General features: G+C 45.1%; 14 protein-coding genes and 1 tRNA gene. 1 reads left to right on the top strand and 14 read right to left on the bottom strand.

Annotated elements, in window-relative coordinates:
* Positions 1-31 precede the first annotated feature (31 nt).
* The 14 genes from urtA to QT979_RS11790 form a co-directional block, all read right to left on the bottom strand.
* Positions 32-1,351: an urea ABC transporter substrate-binding protein gene (urtA, locus tag QT979_RS11855; protein WP_333211312.1), complete on the bottom strand. Its 1,320-nt coding sequence runs from the start codon at positions 1,349-1,351 to the stop codon at positions 32-34.
* Positions 1,352-1,888: 537 nt separating this feature from the next.
* A tRNA-Ala gene (locus tag QT979_RS11850) sits at positions 1,889-1,961 on the bottom strand.
* Between the two features lie 120 nt (positions 1,962-2,081).
* On the bottom strand, positions 2,082-2,810 hold the full coding sequence (locus QT979_RS11845) for an HAD family phosphatase (protein ID WP_333211314.1): 729 nt from the start codon (positions 2,808-2,810) through the stop codon (positions 2,082-2,084).
* 88 nt (positions 2,811-2,898) lie between these two features.
* Complete coding sequence (locus QT979_RS11840) at positions 2,899-3,798, bottom strand: methyltransferase domain-containing protein (RefSeq protein WP_333211316.1); 900 nt, start codon at positions 3,796-3,798, stop codon at positions 2,899-2,901.
* Positions 3,799-4,053: 255 nt separating this feature from the next.
* On the bottom strand, positions 4,054-6,612 hold the full coding sequence (locus QT979_RS11835) for an ATP-binding protein (protein ID WP_333211317.1): 2,559 nt from the start codon (positions 6,610-6,612) through the stop codon (positions 4,054-4,056).
* 295 nt (positions 6,613-6,907) lie between these two features.
* Complete coding sequence (locus QT979_RS11830; protein WP_333310074.1) at positions 6,908-7,633, bottom strand: TVP38/TMEM64 family protein; 726 nt, start codon at positions 7,631-7,633, stop codon at positions 6,908-6,910.
* 98 nt (positions 7,634-7,731) lie between these two features.
* Positions 7,732-8,718 (bottom strand): arsenosugar biosynthesis radical SAM (seleno)protein ArsS, encoded by a 987-nt coding sequence (gene arsS / locus QT979_RS11825; protein ID WP_333310072.1) that lies wholly within the window; start codon positions 8,716-8,718, stop codon positions 7,732-7,734.
* A gap of 230 nt (positions 8,719-8,948) precedes the next feature.
* Complete coding sequence (arsC, locus tag QT979_RS11820; RefSeq protein WP_190732266.1) at positions 8,949-9,344, bottom strand: arsenate reductase, glutathione/glutaredoxin type; 396 nt, start codon at positions 9,342-9,344, stop codon at positions 8,949-8,951.
* Between the two features lie 36 nt (positions 9,345-9,380).
* Positions 9,381-10,037: an arsenical resistance protein ArsH gene (gene arsH / locus QT979_RS11815; RefSeq protein ID WP_333310070.1), complete on the bottom strand. Its 657-nt coding sequence runs from the start codon at positions 10,035-10,037 to the stop codon at positions 9,381-9,383.
* 6 nt (positions 10,038-10,043) lie between these two features.
* Positions 10,044-11,195, bottom strand: a complete 1,152-nt coding sequence (gene arsB / locus QT979_RS11810; protein ID WP_333310068.1) for an ACR3 family arsenite efflux transporter — start codon at positions 11,193-11,195, stop codon at positions 10,044-10,046.
* Between the two features lie 37 nt (positions 11,196-11,232).
* Positions 11,233-12,261, bottom strand: a complete 1,029-nt coding sequence (locus tag QT979_RS11805; protein ID WP_333310065.1) for a PstS family phosphate ABC transporter substrate-binding protein — start codon at positions 12,259-12,261, stop codon at positions 11,233-11,235.
* Positions 12,262-12,377: 116 nt separating this feature from the next.
* On the bottom strand, positions 12,378-12,737 hold the full coding sequence (locus QT979_RS11800; RefSeq protein WP_333211329.1) for a metalloregulator ArsR/SmtB family transcription factor: 360 nt from the start codon (positions 12,735-12,737) through the stop codon (positions 12,378-12,380).
* Between the two features lie 97 nt (positions 12,738-12,834).
* Positions 12,835-13,089: a hypothetical protein gene (locus tag QT979_RS11795; protein ID WP_333211331.1), complete on the bottom strand. Its 255-nt coding sequence runs from the start codon at positions 13,087-13,089 to the stop codon at positions 12,835-12,837.
* 177 nt (positions 13,090-13,266) lie between these two features.
* Positions 13,267-13,941: a HEAT repeat domain-containing protein gene (locus QT979_RS11790; protein WP_333211333.1), complete on the bottom strand. Its 675-nt coding sequence runs from the start codon at positions 13,939-13,941 to the stop codon at positions 13,267-13,269.
* Between the two features lie 267 nt (positions 13,942-14,208).
* Between QT979_RS11790 and QT979_RS11785 the strand changes: the two genes are divergently transcribed.
* Positions 14,209-16,668, top strand: coding sequence for a CBS domain-containing protein (locus QT979_RS11785; protein ID WP_333211335.1), 2,460 nt, complete (start codon positions 14,209-14,211; stop codon positions 16,666-16,668).
* The last annotated feature ends 224 nt before the right edge of the window (positions 16,669-16,892 follow it).

The following is a 16,892-nucleotide window of genomic DNA, read 5'->3' as shown; positions in this document are numbered from 1 at the left end:
CAACGTTAACAAAATTGGTATTACCTACTTATCAAGCTTTGAATTTTCCACCTTTTGCGGGGTCTGACCAATCGCAAGCAAAGCCTTTTGTTTCAGCGACAAATTGATTCCAAGGCACCGGCTTCACTGCTTCTGGTGTAGCATAAGCGATGTTAAACAAACCGTCTTCTCTCACTTCGCCCAAGCGCACAAATTTAGAGATGTGGTGGTTGTTTTCCATCGTAACTTTGCCCTCCGGTGCGTCAAAGGTTTGACCCAAAGCGGCAGCCCGCACTTTTTCTAAATCGTCGGCTGTCCCTGCTTTCTCGACAGCTTGCTTCCACAGGTAAACCATGATATAAGCTGCTTCCATCGGGTCATTGGTCACTCTATCTTTGCCGTATTTTGCCTTGAAAGCTTCCACAAATTTTGTATTTGCCGGAGATTCTACAGTCATGAAGTAATTCCAGGCGGCGTAATGGCCTTTAAGATATTCTACGCCGATCGCCTTTACTTCTTCTTCCGCAATACTGACAGACATTGACGGATATTTGTCCGGGCCCAAACCTGCACCCTGCAACTGTTTGAAGAATGCTACGTTGCTGTCGCCGTTGAGAGAATTGAAAATGACGCCGCCGTCTGGCAAAGCTGCCTTAATTTTAGTAATAATTGGCGTGACTTCTGTCCCGCCCAAAGGAATGTAATCTTCTCCAACTAATTCGCCGCCTTTGGCTGCTAGCTGTGCCTTGATAATGGTATTTGCCGTGCGGGGGAAAACGTAGTCCGACCCGACTAAGAAGAATTTTTTGCCTTTATTTTCTAGCAGCCAGTCAACTGCTGGTTCGATTTGCTGGTTCGGCGCCGCCCCAGTATAAAAGATATTCTTGGAACACTCTTGACCCTCGTATTGTACGGGATACCAGAGCATATGATTTTTTTCTTCAAATACTGGCAATACTGCTTTGCGACTAGCGGAAGTCCAGCACCCGAAGACGGTGACAACTTTATCTTGGTCGATCAATTTTTTGGCTTTTTCGGCAAAAGTCGGCCAGTCTGAGTTGCCATCTTCTATTACTGCTTCGATTTGTTTTCCGAGGACGCCACCAGCTTTATTAATTTCTTCGATCGCTAATTGTTCGGCATCGACTACGCTTTTTTCGCTGATTGACATCGTGCCGCTCAAGGAATGCAAAATTCCTACTTTGATCGTGTTTCCGCCCCCGGCTGCTGCTGGTGTAGTTCCTGTTGATGTGGGAGAAGCGGCGGGAGTTCCTGTTGGAGTGGGAGTTCTACAAGCTTTTAGAAATAAACTGGATGTTAGGGTAGCAGAACCGTATAAAAGAAATTTCCGTCGATCGAATCGCTTTGTCATTTTTTCTGGTTACTCTTGAATAGATGAGTCAGATGATTGAGAATAATAACACATAGCGACTTGATATTAAGACTGGCTGCTGAAGACTGTTGTATTTTTAGATACAAAAGTTATTATTTGTTGACAAAGAGAAACTTTTCTGGGGATTGATGGCTACTGCTGCAAAAACTGGGCTGATACCATTTTAGATTTAAGATTGACTAATGACATAAGCCTTTGGAGTTTACCTACCGTTGCATTCTTTTCTGAAACCGCGTTTAGACACCAAAATACGTCTTTTCAGCAATCAGTGTGAAATTAGAAACCGGGTTTCTTTACAGAAATTATCTTATTGATGGTAGGAGTTAGGCAGCAACGGGGTCATTTCACCAAATAGAAAGCGGGTTTCTCGCTCTCCACAGGTTATTGATGCTAAAACTTAGGCAGCAACCGGGTCGATCGCATAAAATAGGCAAGTGTCAAAGCAGGTGACGATCGCACTTCGCTTTGAACTCAAAGCGAAGTGAGATCGTCACCTGTAGAAATGCCCCTGATTTATGGAGAATAGCGGACTCGAACCGCTGGCCTCTGCGGTGCGATCGCAGCGCTCTACCAACTGAGCTAATTCCCCTGATTGAGTTTTAATTTAGCATTTTAGATGCCGGATTGCCGAATCTAAAAGGCTTACAGGTCTTGCTGGCTCTCACGTTCGCAGACCGTCACTTACACTAGCACGTAACTGCTAAAAAGGTCAAGTGTTTTCTGCTGCCGGCTCATTGGGGGCGATCGAGCAAAGTGTCGCCACTCTATCCAACTCTAAATCAGCAAAATAGTCCACCGTCCAATTAGCTTGGCGCTGGATCATGTGAAACGGGTAAGTGTGAGTCACACCCGCAACCTGAATCCCCGCTTTTTTCGCCGCTTCAATCCCCGCAAAAGTATCTTCTATCGCCAAACACTCGATCGGTTGCAGGTTAAAGTCGGGATATTTCTGGTTGAGAAGTTCCACAGCCAATAAATAGCAATCCGGTGCTGGTTTGCTCGCCGTCAAGTCATCCCCTGCGACAATCAACTCAAAGTTTGCCGCCAAACCGGCCCGATCTAACACCAATTCTATATCCGATCGCATTGCCCCGCTAACAACGGCCATTTTCAGTCCGGCAACCCGAATTTTATCAATAAATTCTGCCAAACCGGGATAAATCGGCAGTTTCTCCAAAGTATCTATTTGAGCTTTGTAAGCTTCTGCCTTGCGCTGCATCAGTCGATCGAGATATGTTTCTGTTAGATATCGTCCCCGGCGCTTGAGTAGTTCGGTAATGCAAGCGCGATCGCTCCTTCCCAAACAAATTTCTCGAAACTCCCCACGTTTGAGCTGGAGATTTTCATCGAGCATCAATTGATCGATGATTTTCTCGTGAATTGGCTCGTCATTAACAATCACGCCATTAAAATCAAATAAAACAGCTTTTAGAGTCATTAGTCAGTAGTCAGTAGTCAGTAGTCATTAGTTAGTAGTCATTAGTCATTAGTCAGCAGTCAACAGTCAACAGTCAACAGTTAATACATCAAGCGGGAGCTGGAATGCCCGGTAAATCGCCATCAAAATCAGGAGTTCGATCGCCCCAATTCCACCCCCTCGCCACCTTTGCCTCTTCCAAATCTTCCCCAGGCAAAGGTTTCACGCCCTGCGTCACCTGATTCACCCACCAGTGTTCGTGAGTTTGCACCGCCGCGAATCCAGCCGCCCCCGCCCAAGCATCAAGGCTGCCAGCCGCGTAAGACTTAATATAAGGCTCTTCAAAGATATCAGTCAGCCACTCTGTCTGCTGCAAAGTTTTTTGATTTCCGTCCAAAATTGCCACTTGTCCCCCAACCTTCAGCAGTCGGAAGCTTTCTCGCAAAATTGCCCGCGATACAGCAGGTGGCGTCTCGTGAAACAGCAAGGAAGCTGCGACTAAATCGAAGCTGGCATCGCCAAAAGCAACGCTTTCGGCATTTCCGTGCAACCACTGGATATTTAAGCCGGCTTTTTGCGCTTTCATGTCGGCAACTACCAGCATATAAGGCGACAAGTCCAAGCCGACAACTTCCGCTTCGGGAAAGGCTTGCTTGAGCATGAGCGTTGTCGAACCGGTGCCGCATCCCAAATCGATAATTCGGCGCGGTTTCACCCGCACAGCGTCAATTAAGCCTTGTCTGACGACTGTTTCGTGGGGAGGCAAAACATATTGCGTGATTGGATCGTAGGAAACGGCGGCACTGGGGTTGAGGTAGCCGCGTTTAATGCCGTGAAAGTTTTGGCTGCTGTAATATTCGGGATAAACTAAATCGGGTTGTCGGTAGCGATCGCCCGCTGTTTCCCAGTCAATACCTTCGTAGAGTCGTTTCAGTGCTTCTTCGTCGATCGCCAGTCGAATCAGGGGCGACAAAAAGCGCTCGAAAATTGTATCCTTGCCAACAGCCATAAAACACCTTTAACAAAAACTCTTCTAATTTTAGCCAAAGGCCGTAAATTTAGCATTAATTAAAATTGTTGATCCTCTCTTCTCTTTTCCCTGTATCCGTTACCTCCGTTACAAAATCCCTGGGCTTCCTTTCCCACTTTCTTCTTAGAGAAGTTTCCCAAATCAATGCAACTATAGACAAGCTCTAAACTCTTATTTCATCAGTCCTTTCCCAATCTCAAATCTCAAATCTTAAATCTTAAATCTTAAATCGTCTTAGTTCCCGTTACTAATAGGAATTTTGACCAAAAATTGCGTACCACCGCCCGGAGGTTGAGAAATTGTGATGCTGCCGCCGTGTCCATCCACTACAATTTTGTAGCTAATTGCTAATCCCAAACCAGTGCCTTTGCCCACCTCTTTAGTCGTAAAAAATGGGTTAAAAATTTGATCTTTAACGCTGTCGGGAATGCCGGGGCCGTTGTCGGCGATCGCCACTTTCAGAAATTTAGCCCCATGTTCGCGAACTACCCCCGTGGAAATAGTAATAATTTTATCCAGGCGAGCGATCTCGTTCAAAGCATCGATCGCATTGCTCAGCAAGTTCATAAACACCTGATTGAGCTGAGACGGATAGCATTCGACTGAAGGCACTTTTCCGTATTTCTTAACTATATAAATTCTATTTTTTATGCGGTTGGAGAGCAGCAGTAAGGTATTTTCTATACCTTCGTGAATGTCCGCCTGCTTTTTGTCAGATTCATCAAGGCGAGAAAAGTTTCGCAAAGAAAGAACTATGCTGCGAATGCGTTCGGTTCCTATTTTCATAGAATCCAATATATGCGGCAAATCCTCCTCGATAAATTCTAACTCAATTTCTTCGGTAAAATCTGCGATTTCCTGGGGAACCTCTGGGAAGGCTTCTTTGTATAAACTCACCAATTCTAATAAATCTTTAGTATATTTGCTAGTGTGAGGCAAATTAGCCGAAATGAAGTTAACGGGGTTATTGATTTCGTGTGCTATTCCAGCCACCATTTGACCTAGGGATGACATTTTTTCGTTCTGCACTAAATGAGTTTGAGTTTTTTTCAGTTCATTTAAGGCACTATTAAGCAGTTTTACTTGATCTTGGGTTTGACTGTAAAGGTGAGCTTGAGTAATTGCGATCGCCAATTGGTCTGCCACAGCTTTTAATAGTTGGATTTCCTCCCCGCTCCAAAGCCAATGAGTAGCGTGGCTACAAATTAAATAACCCTGCGGCTGGTTCTGAGTCTGAACAGGTACGGCTAAATAGCTATTAGCTTTAAGTTCCGGCGGTTGAGTTACACCCTTCGCCCAAGTGTCGCTCGAAAGAATAATTGGTTCGCCTTGACCACTCCGTACTAACACATTTTCGAGAAAGTAAGACTCAAACTTTATGGCTTGTGTCGGAGAATCAGATGGACAACATTCCCACAGAACTTGTAACGTTTTTTCTTGCGGTTTGTACCATCCAAAAGCCGCCCGTTCTAGGTGCAGCAAACTTACTATTTCTTCGACCGTACTTTGCACAATTTTGTCTAGTTCCAGGGAAGCGCGAATGCGTCCGGCAATCCGGTTGAGCATGGCTTCTCGCTCCGCTTGAGCGCGATTATTTTCGGAGGAGTAAATTAGCCAAATTGCTGCTAGCATTGCCGGGATGAGCAGTCCGGCGACTACGGATGTCAGCAAATTTAATGCTTGGAGTTTGGATTCAATATTTTCGCGGGGAATTACTAAAGCCATAGACCAGTTAACTTCCTTGAGGGGAGCATAGGCTACATACACCCATTTGTTATCTATTTTTACCAGTTCGATGTTCGTCTGACGGTCGATCATCTGCCGCGCAATTGTGGAGAGTGCGGGGTCTTTTGACTGTAAAAAGCTTGGGGCCTCCCGGTCGATATTTCCGATTAAGTTATTGTTGGGATGAACAATTGGCACTCCTTGTGAATTGAGCGCAAAAGCATAACTGTCGGAACCGTACAGCAAGCTGTTAGCGACAGATGTTACTCGGTCTAATTTAATGCTGCCCGAAAGGACTCCCATTACTTGATTGGGAGCGGGGGGCAAGGCCCAAATAGGAGCTGAAATAATAATCGTAGAAACTTTTGTACTGCGGCCTATCAGCGGGTCGGAAACGTTGAGCTGTCCGGCCATTGCTTTTTGAAAGTGTTGGCGGTCTTTACTGTTCGCGCGGTTGCCTAAAGTGTTGATAAATGAGCCGTCCGATTGAGTTAATGACAGGATGAAATACTCTTTTAATCTGTATATTTCTCCTTGCAACCGGGGTTCGACTAATTGCCAATTGAGAGTGCCAACCGTAGGATCGTAAGCAATGGTTTCTATTTCTGCTTTGCGGCTGCTTAGCCAGCGGTCGATTTCATCGGTGCCTTTTTCTAGTTTTAATAGTGCTATTTGCTTTAAATTGTCAAGGATTAGTCCGCGTACAAAAAAATAGCTGATGCAAGCAGTTGTGCTAATGGTTAAAGCGGTGGTGGCCAGAATTAGCAGGGTCAGCAAATGGCGGCGCTGCCGTCTGTGTTGCCAAAGACTGTGCGCTTGCTGCCACCGCGATTGAGTCGAATTGCTGATGTTTTGCCAAAAGCGGCGCAGCTTTTTTGTTTGTGGCGGCGGCGCAGACACAGATCCGGCTTGATTTGCTGGGTTTTGCATCATCAAATGTTCCCTCAGAGTCAACTTCATCAAACGGTCTTCGTCATTCGGCAGATTTAATATCAGGCAAGTAGTGAGACAATTTAAGAAAAGAATGCAACTGTAGCCAAGATTCAAACCCTCGTAGTCATCAGTCATTCGCAATCTAAAATCTAAAATCTAAAATTTAAAATAATATGACTTACATTCCGGATTGCAAACAATTTTTCTTATGGTTGGGCACTCGCCTTCTATTTTGGCATCAATTTTATATTTCGACCTTCGATTTACCTATTTGAGGTTTGTGCTTTACGATATCTTTAATATCTATCTCGTTTGTATAACAAAATAATTGTAAATAACACAGAGAAAATACGGAGTTTTTTAGATTGCTAATGTATTATAATGTATGAGCAAAACTCTCTTGACAATTTTACTGATTTGTGCTGTGGTTTCAAGGGGAAATTTTTTCGTCTAAAGCTTTTTTAGCCAAGCGGGTTGCATAAACGGTGAGGGCGATCGTTGCTAGCAAACCAATGCCGTAAAGAGTCCACTCAGCAGCAGTGCGCGATCGCCCGCTAGATCCAAGTGCAGCCAAACTCCCGGCCAGGGAACCGATATAAACATACATGACTGTTCCGGGAATCATGCCGATCCAAGATGCCAAAAAATAGTCTTTTAAAGATACCTGCGTGACTCCAAAAGCATAGTTCAGCAAATTAAACGGAAAAATGGGAGAAAGTCGCGTCAGCAGCACAATTTTCCATCCTTCAGAAGCAACTGCGGAGTCGATCGCCTTAAATTTTTGATTGCCCTCTATCTGTTTGGAAACCCAGTCGCGAGTTAAATACCGCCCTACCAAAAAAGCGCAAGTTGCGCCTAAAACCGATCCGATGGAAACACAAACCGAACCGCCAACGACTCCAAACAAAACGCCAGAACCAAGAGTCAGCAAAGAACCGGGGATAAATAGAACCGTTGCGACAATGTAAATTAGAATAAAAGCTGCCGGGCCCCAAGGGCCGAGACTCGCGATCGACTCCAGCGCATTTTTCAGAATTCCTTGAAAGTTGAAAAACTGGGTCGCTGCAATCAAAGCCACAGCTAAACCAATCCCTAAAATCAGCTTCCACCTATTTGATGGCGGCGGATTTTCATCGGGCGATCGCGAATCATTCATTGCTTAAACTCCCCTGTCTACATTGCATACACCCTAAGCTTGGCAGTTGCGCTTTAGCCCTGCAATACTCTGTAATAAAGCGCAACTTTTCCCTTAAATTAAATCAAAGTACCGCCGCAGCTAGAACCGCAACCTGCCGTACAGCCGTAACAATAAGCAGCAGTTTGCACCTCTTGAATCACATCTAAACTGCCAGATGCGAGCAATTTAGCAACAGTTATCTTTTCCCCGCTGCCAGTTTTCGCTGGCAGATTTTCCATTTGGTTAAAATCGCAGTCGTAGACATTGCCCAAATAGTCGATCGACAATTCGTTGCGGCACATTAAATGTTCCAGAGTACCGGGATTAAAATTATCCTCCAAAAACCCCAGATAAGGCTTGTGAAGTTTCTTATGTTCCAAATGAAACTTAGTCCGTCCCACCGGCAAATTAGTAATCGCGAACAATTGATTAAAACAAATCCCAAAATGTTCGGCTAAATAAACCTTGTAATCTTGCTCTAACTGACCTTGTTCCGGTGTTAGCGAAAATTTATCTGTTGCGGGCACTTGTGGATTGTACACCAAATCCAGAGTTAAATTTGGGTTTTTCCCGTATCCCAACTGATTTAGCTTTTGCAGCGCCAGAATCGAACTGTCAAAAACACCGTTGCCACGCATTTTGTCCACATTGTCAGCTTGGTAGCAGGGAAGGGACGCCACAATTCTGAGTTGGTGCTGCGCGCAATATGCGGGAATATCTTCAAAACCTTTTTCAAAGTAAATCGTCAAATTAGAACGAACAATTACCTCTTTACCTGCAGCCCTGGCAGCTTCCGCTAGCGGTTTAAAACCGTAAAGCATTTCGGGAGCACCGCCGGTCAGGTCAACAGTTTGAATTTGAGGAAAGCGGCTAATGATTTCAATTAATTGGTCGCAAATTTCCGGGGAAAGTTCTTCTGTTCGTGTTGGGCTAGCTTCTACGTGGCAGTGAGTGCAAGCGAGGTTGCAGCGTTTGCCGAGATTTATTTGTAAAACTGTAATCTGCTTTTTAGTTAAAGCTGAGTGAATTTTGTTTTTGAAAGGCGTGACTGCGGTCTGAATCATGTGCTAACCTTTTGGTCTCTGCTCGCAACGAATGTAGAGGCGTTCCGGGGGAACGCCTCTCATAATTTAGCACTAATTATGTGGATGCGACAGCGACTAATTTGAATGATTGGCAACAAAGTTAATTGAAACTCACATCTTGCACCATTCTTAAGAACAGGCAAGATGCCTGTTCCACAAAAGTTAATTTTCTTGTGGGGTGGGCATCCTGCCCGCCCGTCTACTTAATCTTACTTGAGAGAGTCAACTAATGTTTCAACTCGTGCTTTAATTTCATCTCGAACGCGGTGAAAAGTTTCGATGGGTTGTCCGTCGGGATCGTCGAGTTGCCAATCTTCAAACACTTCTCGCAATACCCACGCTTCGGGTAAATTCACGCCGCAGCCACAGAGAGAAATTACTGCATCGTAGTCTTCTGCATTGAATTCGTTTAATGGATTGGATGTTTGATCGGTGATGTCAATGCCGATTTCTGACATGACTTGAATTGCTGTTGGATGAACTCTGCTTGATTCTAACCCGGAACTGGTGACTCCAATCTTGCCGGCGCCGATGGTTTTAGCGAATCCTTCTGCCATTTGCGATCGGCAGGAGTTTCTTTTGCACACAAACATTACTTTTTTCATGGTTTTTGTTGGGTGTGAGTTGTTAGTTGTTGGTCGTTAGTTAGATGTTTCAAGGGCGCGATTTGCTAGGGCGATCGCCTCTTTAGCTGCTTGTTCCTTGCGTTCGCTGTAGCGATCGGTCAAATAGTCGGTTTGCTCCCGCAACAGCAAGGTAAACTTGTACAGTTCCTCCATTACGTCGATCGCGCGATCGCGATAAGGCGAATCCTTCATCGTTCCATCGTCGTTAAACTCCTGATAAGCCTTAGCAACCGAAGACTGATTCGGAATCGTAAACATCCGCATCCAGCGGCCCAAAATTCTCAAAGTATTCACAGCATTAAAAGACTGCGAACCGCCACTGACTTGCATCACCGCCAAAGTTCGACCTTGAGTTGGTCTGACGGCCCCAATATTTAAAGGAATCCAGTCAATTTGGTTTTTCATAATGCCAGTAATATTACCGTGCATTTCTGGACTAGACCACACTTGACCCTCCGACCACAGGCTCAATTCCCGCAATTCCTGAACCTTCGGATGCGTATCGGGAACGCTGCCGTAAATCGGCAATTCCAGAGGATTAAAAAACCTAACTTCGGCACCGAAACCCTCAATAATTCTCGCCGATTCTTCCGCCAACAAGCGACTGTAAGAACGCTCTCTTAAAGAGCCGTATAAAAAGAGAATTCGAGGTTTATGAGTAAAGTCGTTCATGAGATTTTAGCAATGGGAATGGGGAATACAACGAGGATCTCGCAGCGAGGCAGTTTCTGGTTTTCGGGGAAACCAAAATGCTGTTCGCTTACAGAATTCTACCAACATTAACATTACTGGAACCTCAATTAAAACACCGACAACTGTAGCCAAGGCTGCACCTGAGTTTAAGCCAAACAGCATCACAGCCGTAGCAATCGCTACCTCAAAATGATTGCTGGCCCCAATCAGGGCGGCCGGTGCTGAATCTTCGTAGCACAGGTTGAGTTTTAAAGCTGCTACATAAGAAATCAGGAAAATGAAGTTGGTCTGGATAAACAGAGGCACAGCAATTAAAAGAATGTGCAGAGGATTGTTAACAATCAACTCTCCTTTGAAGGCAAACAAAAGAATTAGCGTAATCAAAAGGGCAGCCGTAGCAACTGGACTCAGATATTGCATAAACTCTCGTTCAAACCATTCTCGCCCTTTATGTTTGAAAATCCAGAAACGGCTATACATTCCGGCGGCTAAGGGCAAACCGACATAAATGAATACAGACAATACTATTGTCTGCCAAGGAACAACTAAATCATTTGCTGCTAACAGCCATCTGCCTAATGGTGCATATAAAAACAGCATTGCTAGGGAATTAATGGCAACCATAACGAGGGTATGTCCTTGATTGCCGTAGGACAGATATCCCCACATTAAAACCATCGCAGTACAGGGGGCAATTCCTAATAATATTGTACCCGCAATGTAGGAACTAGCGATGGAGACTTCACTGCCACGAATTATTTCGGTGCCGGTAATGAGGGGGCGAAATAGCCAACCTAAGAAAAACTGAGAAAATGCTACCATTGTCAATGGTTTGATGAGCCAGTTGACGACCAATGTTAAGAGCACTGGTTTGGGCGTTCGCGCTGCATGAGCCGCTTGGGTAAAGTCAATTTTTACCATGATAGGATACATCATAAAAAATAGACAAATGGCAATAGGAATTGACACCTGATAAAAGCTGAGAGCATCAAGGGTGACGGCGACGCTGGGGAATAATCTACCGAGAATAATACCGGCTAAAATGCAGAAGAATACCCAAAGGGTGAGGTATCTTTCAAAAAAACTGAGCTTGCTTCCTGCTTGGACAGGTGAGTTAGTCGCTTGAGGATGGTTCATTTTAGTTAACTGGTAAGTGAAAATTTATGAGAAAAAATCAAAATTTAGCCTCTTTTCGTAATAACTCTCCTATGGTTAAGTCAAACTTAGCTTTGCCATCGAAAAAAGTCCCAACTTTGCCATTGTAGAAATTCTTGTAAATCAGTTGATAGCCTTCGCTTGGTAGTGGAATGTAACCGATCGACTGGAGTAAAGTTGGTGCTTTTTTCATGTAAAATTGCACAAATTCGCCCACCTCTGGTTTATTTTGGACAGCGGTGTAACTGACGTAGATAAAAAGAGGCCGAGCGAGGGGTTGATATTGAGCTTTCTCTACAGTTTCGATGCTGGGTAGAACTGGCCCTTTACCATTGTCTATTCCTAATGCTTTTAATTGAGTTTGATTGACTTCGTAATAGCTTAAGCCAAAGTAACCCAAGGCATTTGGGTCTTTGATAACTCCCTGGACTAAAACATTATCATCTTCACTGTCTGTGTAGTCGGTACGACTAGCTTTCGCAGTACCTACTGTTGCTTCTGTGAAGTAGTCAAATGTACCGGAATCTTGACCTGCACCATAGAGGGTGATGGGTTGGTTTGGCCAACTGGGTCGGATCTGATTCCAGCGGGTAATTTTTCCTTGGGCGGCGGGTTCCCAAAGTTTTTTTAGTTCGGCTACAGTAATGTCTTTTGCCCAGCTATTTTTGGGATTGACTACTACTGTGAGAGCGTCAAATGCGACAGGTAATTCGTAGTAGCGGATGCCAGCTTTGTTGCAGGCTTCCATTTCCCCTGGGTTGATGGGTCGCGAGGCGTTGCTGATGTCAGTTTCGCCAGCACAAAACTTTCTCAACCCTCCACCTGTACCGGAAAAATCAACAGTAATTGATGCTTTTTTGTGATTGGTATTTTGATATTTTTTCGCGATCGCATCCGTAATTGGATACACAGTGCTGGAACCGTCAATTTTAATGCTTTGCGATTCTGGCGACTGGACTTGTCCGCAGGAGTTGAGAAGCCCGATCGCACCTATGGTCACAGCAATTATACTTAGTGCGAAAACTTTGGGCTTTTCTGCTGGGTTCATTGACCTCACCCAATGCCATAACTAAGGGGTACACTGGAATCATATCAATAAAATTTGATATGTCAAGTATGAGGGAAGACAAATAGCCCATAAACACATTAAGAAATATTGATGGGTTAACCCGCGTCAGAACAAGGACGAGCCGGCAGGATTTGGCTGAAGCGGCGGTATTCGGCTAGGTACTGTTCGAGGGCGATAAACTGAGCTAAATTGAGGCTGTAGTAAATCCAGCGACCTTCTTGGCGGCTGCGGACTAAAGCTGCATCCTTCAAGGCTTTGAGGTGAAAAGAGAGTTTAGGCTGGGGGACAGAAAGTCGATCGCACAATTCGCACACGCACAACTCCTGTTCTCGCAGCAACTCCAAAATCTGAATCCGCAGGGGGTCAGAAAGAGCGTGAAAGCCTGCGGAGACAAGTTTTTCAGAAATCTGTCGGTGTGAAATGCGATCGGGCGCAGCCGTAGAATTTTTAAGCATCAATTATTTAGAAAACATCCATACAAAACATCATAGTTTCTCAAGCTTCATCCTAGAAAATCAGTGCATTCAGAATCGACAGATTCTTCGGAGTTGATTACTTCGGATTCTGTACCCGCGCCGGCACATCAGTGAGTCCGGCTTTCTGCATCAGCGAAATCACCCCTATAGATAGAATTCCCCCAACGATTGCCCCAACAACTATCAGGATGATAAAGACTTTTTGCAGAGTTTTTTTAGTAGCTGGGTGGTACTGTCTTGGCAATGCTTCACCTTGCTCGTCAACTTCTTGCTCCAAGGGGTCTAGCGGATTGGAGGGATTTGAGTTAAAGGGATTGGGCGCTTGATTCATGGTTAGTTTCGGTTAAAGGAGATCGACAACTATTTTAACTTGCGATTTAGCCTCGCAGCTTAAATAATACATTCTGGTTTTACTGAATAGTCTATAAATTTTATTAAGATTGCTAACATACTGATTAACCCGGTTTATTGAATAAACCGGGTTTTTTAACATACTAAAACTTTTATGTCACATTTCTGCTTTTGATAAACGATCGAGAGAAATTTTTGCAGCTTGAGATACTTGAGAATTGCTATCTTTTTCTAAGTATTTCAAAGCCGAAACGCTCTTAACACTCGGCAAATTGCCCAAAGCTTCAGCCAGCCTCTGGCGAATCAGCCAATCTTCCGACTGAGCAAAATTGAGGATGCGATCGATCGCCCCAAGATCTTTAATTTCCCCCAAAGCCGAAATTGCCGCCTGCTGGATCACCACTTGCTCGCTGTCGAGAGCTTTTAGCAGCACATCGCGGGCTCGGGGATCTTTGAGATTTCCCAGAGAAACAGCAGCACTGAAGCGCACCAGCCATTCAGTATCTTCGTAAAAAGCCCGCACCAAAGAATCAAAAGCTCTGATATCTTCCAAATAGCCCAAAGCACCCGCAGCGTCAGCGCGAATGCCGTAATCCGGGTCTGTTTCTAGCAATTTGACTAGAATGGGATAGCACTCTGCTGTCGGTTTTACCCCAAGAGCAAACACAGCCATCGATCGCACCTGCAAACTTTCGTCGTTCAACACCTTTTTAATCAAAGGCACCGCCTCTGCAGCAGGCACATTCCGCAAGTTGGCCAAAGCCACCATTCGATCGGCGGAATTTTCGCTTTCTAACTTGGCTGCAATTTGCTCTAAGCTTAAAGTTGTCATTATGGATAAATCTTGTAGTAAAACTTTACATTCGGGTTATTTTGATTATAGGGGAGTCTCAGGGGAAAAGCAGGCAGTAAAAACCGCCCTGCGTATTTGAGATGAGTAAGATTGCGGATTAGTGAGACGATTAATCTAAAGCTCAGATTGCCTGGAAATAATCAATGAGAAAGTTTATTATTTAAATCCCAAGCACAGGCGAGGTGTTTCTGCCGTTCCCTAAGGCTTTGCCCGATAGTTAGCCGCCCTCTGACAACCTGATCAACTATGCCGTTCTACCACCCGCCCTTTTACTCCTCAGCCTTAGAACAAGCGATCGATCGCTACCCCCTCACTGCCGGGCCAGAAACTTCCTTAGCAGTGGCGATCGCCCTGATGAGCCAGTTGCAAAACAGTTGTCCCCTAGTCAAAACACCTGTACCCTCAGACCGGGGGGCGATAACCGAAACATCGGCGCCGGAAAAGATGCGGGCCCGGTGCGTTTTCGTCGTGCAGAACCAGCAGACTATTACCACAGGCAACTTATCCGAAAACCCCAGCCGCGGGCTGTTAATCGGCATATTAACACCCGCCGACCTAGTGAGGCTGATAGCTTCTGGCAAAATAGACAGCCAGCACAAAGTAGCCCTGCACAAAATACCAATTTCCGAAGTGATGTCCCCGGTGTCGGTATCCCTCACAGAATCCGATGACCAAGACGTGTTTACCGCTTTATCCTTATTTCGCCAGCACAAGATTCGCTATTTGCCGATCGTCAATCAATTTCGCCACTTGGTAGGAGTGCTGACACGGGAAAGAATTCGCCAAGTATTGCAGCCTTCAAACATTCTTAAATTGCGGCGGGTAGCAGAATTAATGACTACGCCAATTACAGCGCCCCACACCGCCTCACTGCTGAGCATAACCGAACTGATGTCAGAGCATCAAGTCAGTTGTGTAGTGATTACAAAAAACAAAGAATTAACAATGGAGAAGCCCAAAGATGACTATACCTCCATTTTTCACTATTCCTTTCACCAACCCCTGGGAATTATTACCGAATATGACCTTGTGCAGGCACAGTTTCTCGAACTAAATTTCGAGCAAACCCCAGCTCAAAAAGTCATGAGAACTCCCCTGCAATTTCTTCAACCTTCCGATTCCCTATGGACGGCGCACAAAGAAATGGAGCAGCAACAAGTGCAGCGGTTGGTCGTGTGCGGGGGGCGCGGAGAACTGTTGGGAATTATTACTCAGACCAGCTTGCTCAGAGTCCTCGATCCCACGGAAATGTACCGAGTTGTCAAACAGTTGCAGCAGTCGGTTTATCAATTGCAAGCCGAAAAAGTGGAACTGTTGCAAAGTCGCAACGCCAAACTGGAACAGCAGGTGCGGGAACGGACTGCAAAACTCCACGAACAATTGCAGCGCGATCGGCTGTTAACTCACATTTCCTTGCGGATTCATCAATCCTTAAACCTCGAAGAAATTCTCCACGCCAGCGTCGATGAAGTCCGCCAAGTTTTGCAAGCTGACCGAGTAGCAATCCTGCATTTAGAGTCCAGCAATTACGGCATTGTAGTGGCAGAATCCGTTGCCGAAAATTGGCCTTCAATCTTGGGAGAAATCATGCCGGATAATATTTGGCAAGAATCTGCTTCCGTGATCGAACAGGAAATTTATGCGGTTCCAGACCTCGACCAAGCCTGTTTGAACGCCGAAAAATATGCGCGGTTCCAGCAAGCGCAAATCAAAGCTTATTTGATTGTACCAATTTTGCAAGACGGCAATTTGTGGGGAATGATGTGTGTTCATCAGTGTTCCCAATCGCGTCAGTGGCAACCTTCGGAAGTGGATTTGCTGCTGCAACTGGCAACTCAAATCGCGATCGCCATTCAGCAAGCCCAACTCTATCAGCAAGTCCAAAATCTCAACACCGACCTCGAACGCCAAGTCCAAGAACGCACCGCCGAATTACAGCAAAAAGTTCACGAACTCCAGCATTTAAACGTCCTCAAAGATGAATTCCTCAGCACCGTTTCTCACGAACTGCGGACGCCTTTAGCTAATATAAAAATGGCTATTCATATGCTGAGAATTTCTCCCACACCAGAGCGACGCCAGATTTATCTAGGAATTTTAGAAACAGAATGTACTAGAGAAACAGATTTGATTAATGCTTTGCTAGATTTGCAGCGGCTCGAAGCCGCAACTTGTCCGATCGACCTCGAACCAGTAAACTTAGAAGTCTGGCTGCCTACTATTATCGACCCGTTTTACACCCGGGCCCACGACCGCCACCAGGATTTGCGAGTAGAGTGCGCTCGTCACCTCCCCACGATCAGTTCCAACCGCGCTAGTTTGGGACGAATTTTAGCCGAGCTCCTCAACAATGCCTGCAAATATACTGCCAATGACGGCGAAATTTCTCTGAAAGTCGAGTGCAAAAACGGAGACGGTGAACAAAGAGGACAAAGAAAAAATTCGCGACAAGCAAGTGCTATGGCTTCAGAAATCCAATTTACACTCCGCAATCAATCGTCCATCTCCATAGAGGAATTGCCTCGAATTTTTGAGAAATTTTATCGAGTTCCCAACGCCGATCCTTGGAAACAAGGAGGTACAGGTTTGGGTTTAGCTTTGGTTCAAAAACTTGTGGAACAGTTGCAGGGAAAAATTGAGGTTGAAAGCAGCAATGGCTGGACTAATTTTATCGTCACATTTCCTACCAACCCAGATGGAAATTAGTCCGCCCTGAGTCAATTTTAGATTTTAGATTTTAGATTTTAGATTTTAGATTTTAGACTTCGGCCTAAGAGGTTCGGCGAGCGCGAGCGTCAAGTCGCGCTCAGTCCAACGATTTTAGATTTTCGATTTACTCCACAGACAAATCTGGGAGATTGAACAAGAGTCTAAGATTTTGGGAGTTCCATGACTACTATCGGAGGCTTGTATCCTTTTTTTTGGGGTCA

The sequence above is a fragment of the Microcoleus sp. w2-18bC1 genome, assembly GCF_036700365.1.
In the GTDB taxonomy this organism is placed as follows: Bacteria; Cyanobacteriota; Cyanobacteriia; order Cyanobacteriales; family Microcoleaceae; genus Microcoleus.
Note: the sequence above shows the minus strand (reverse complement) of the source record. Positions and strands in the feature narration are given on the sequence as shown.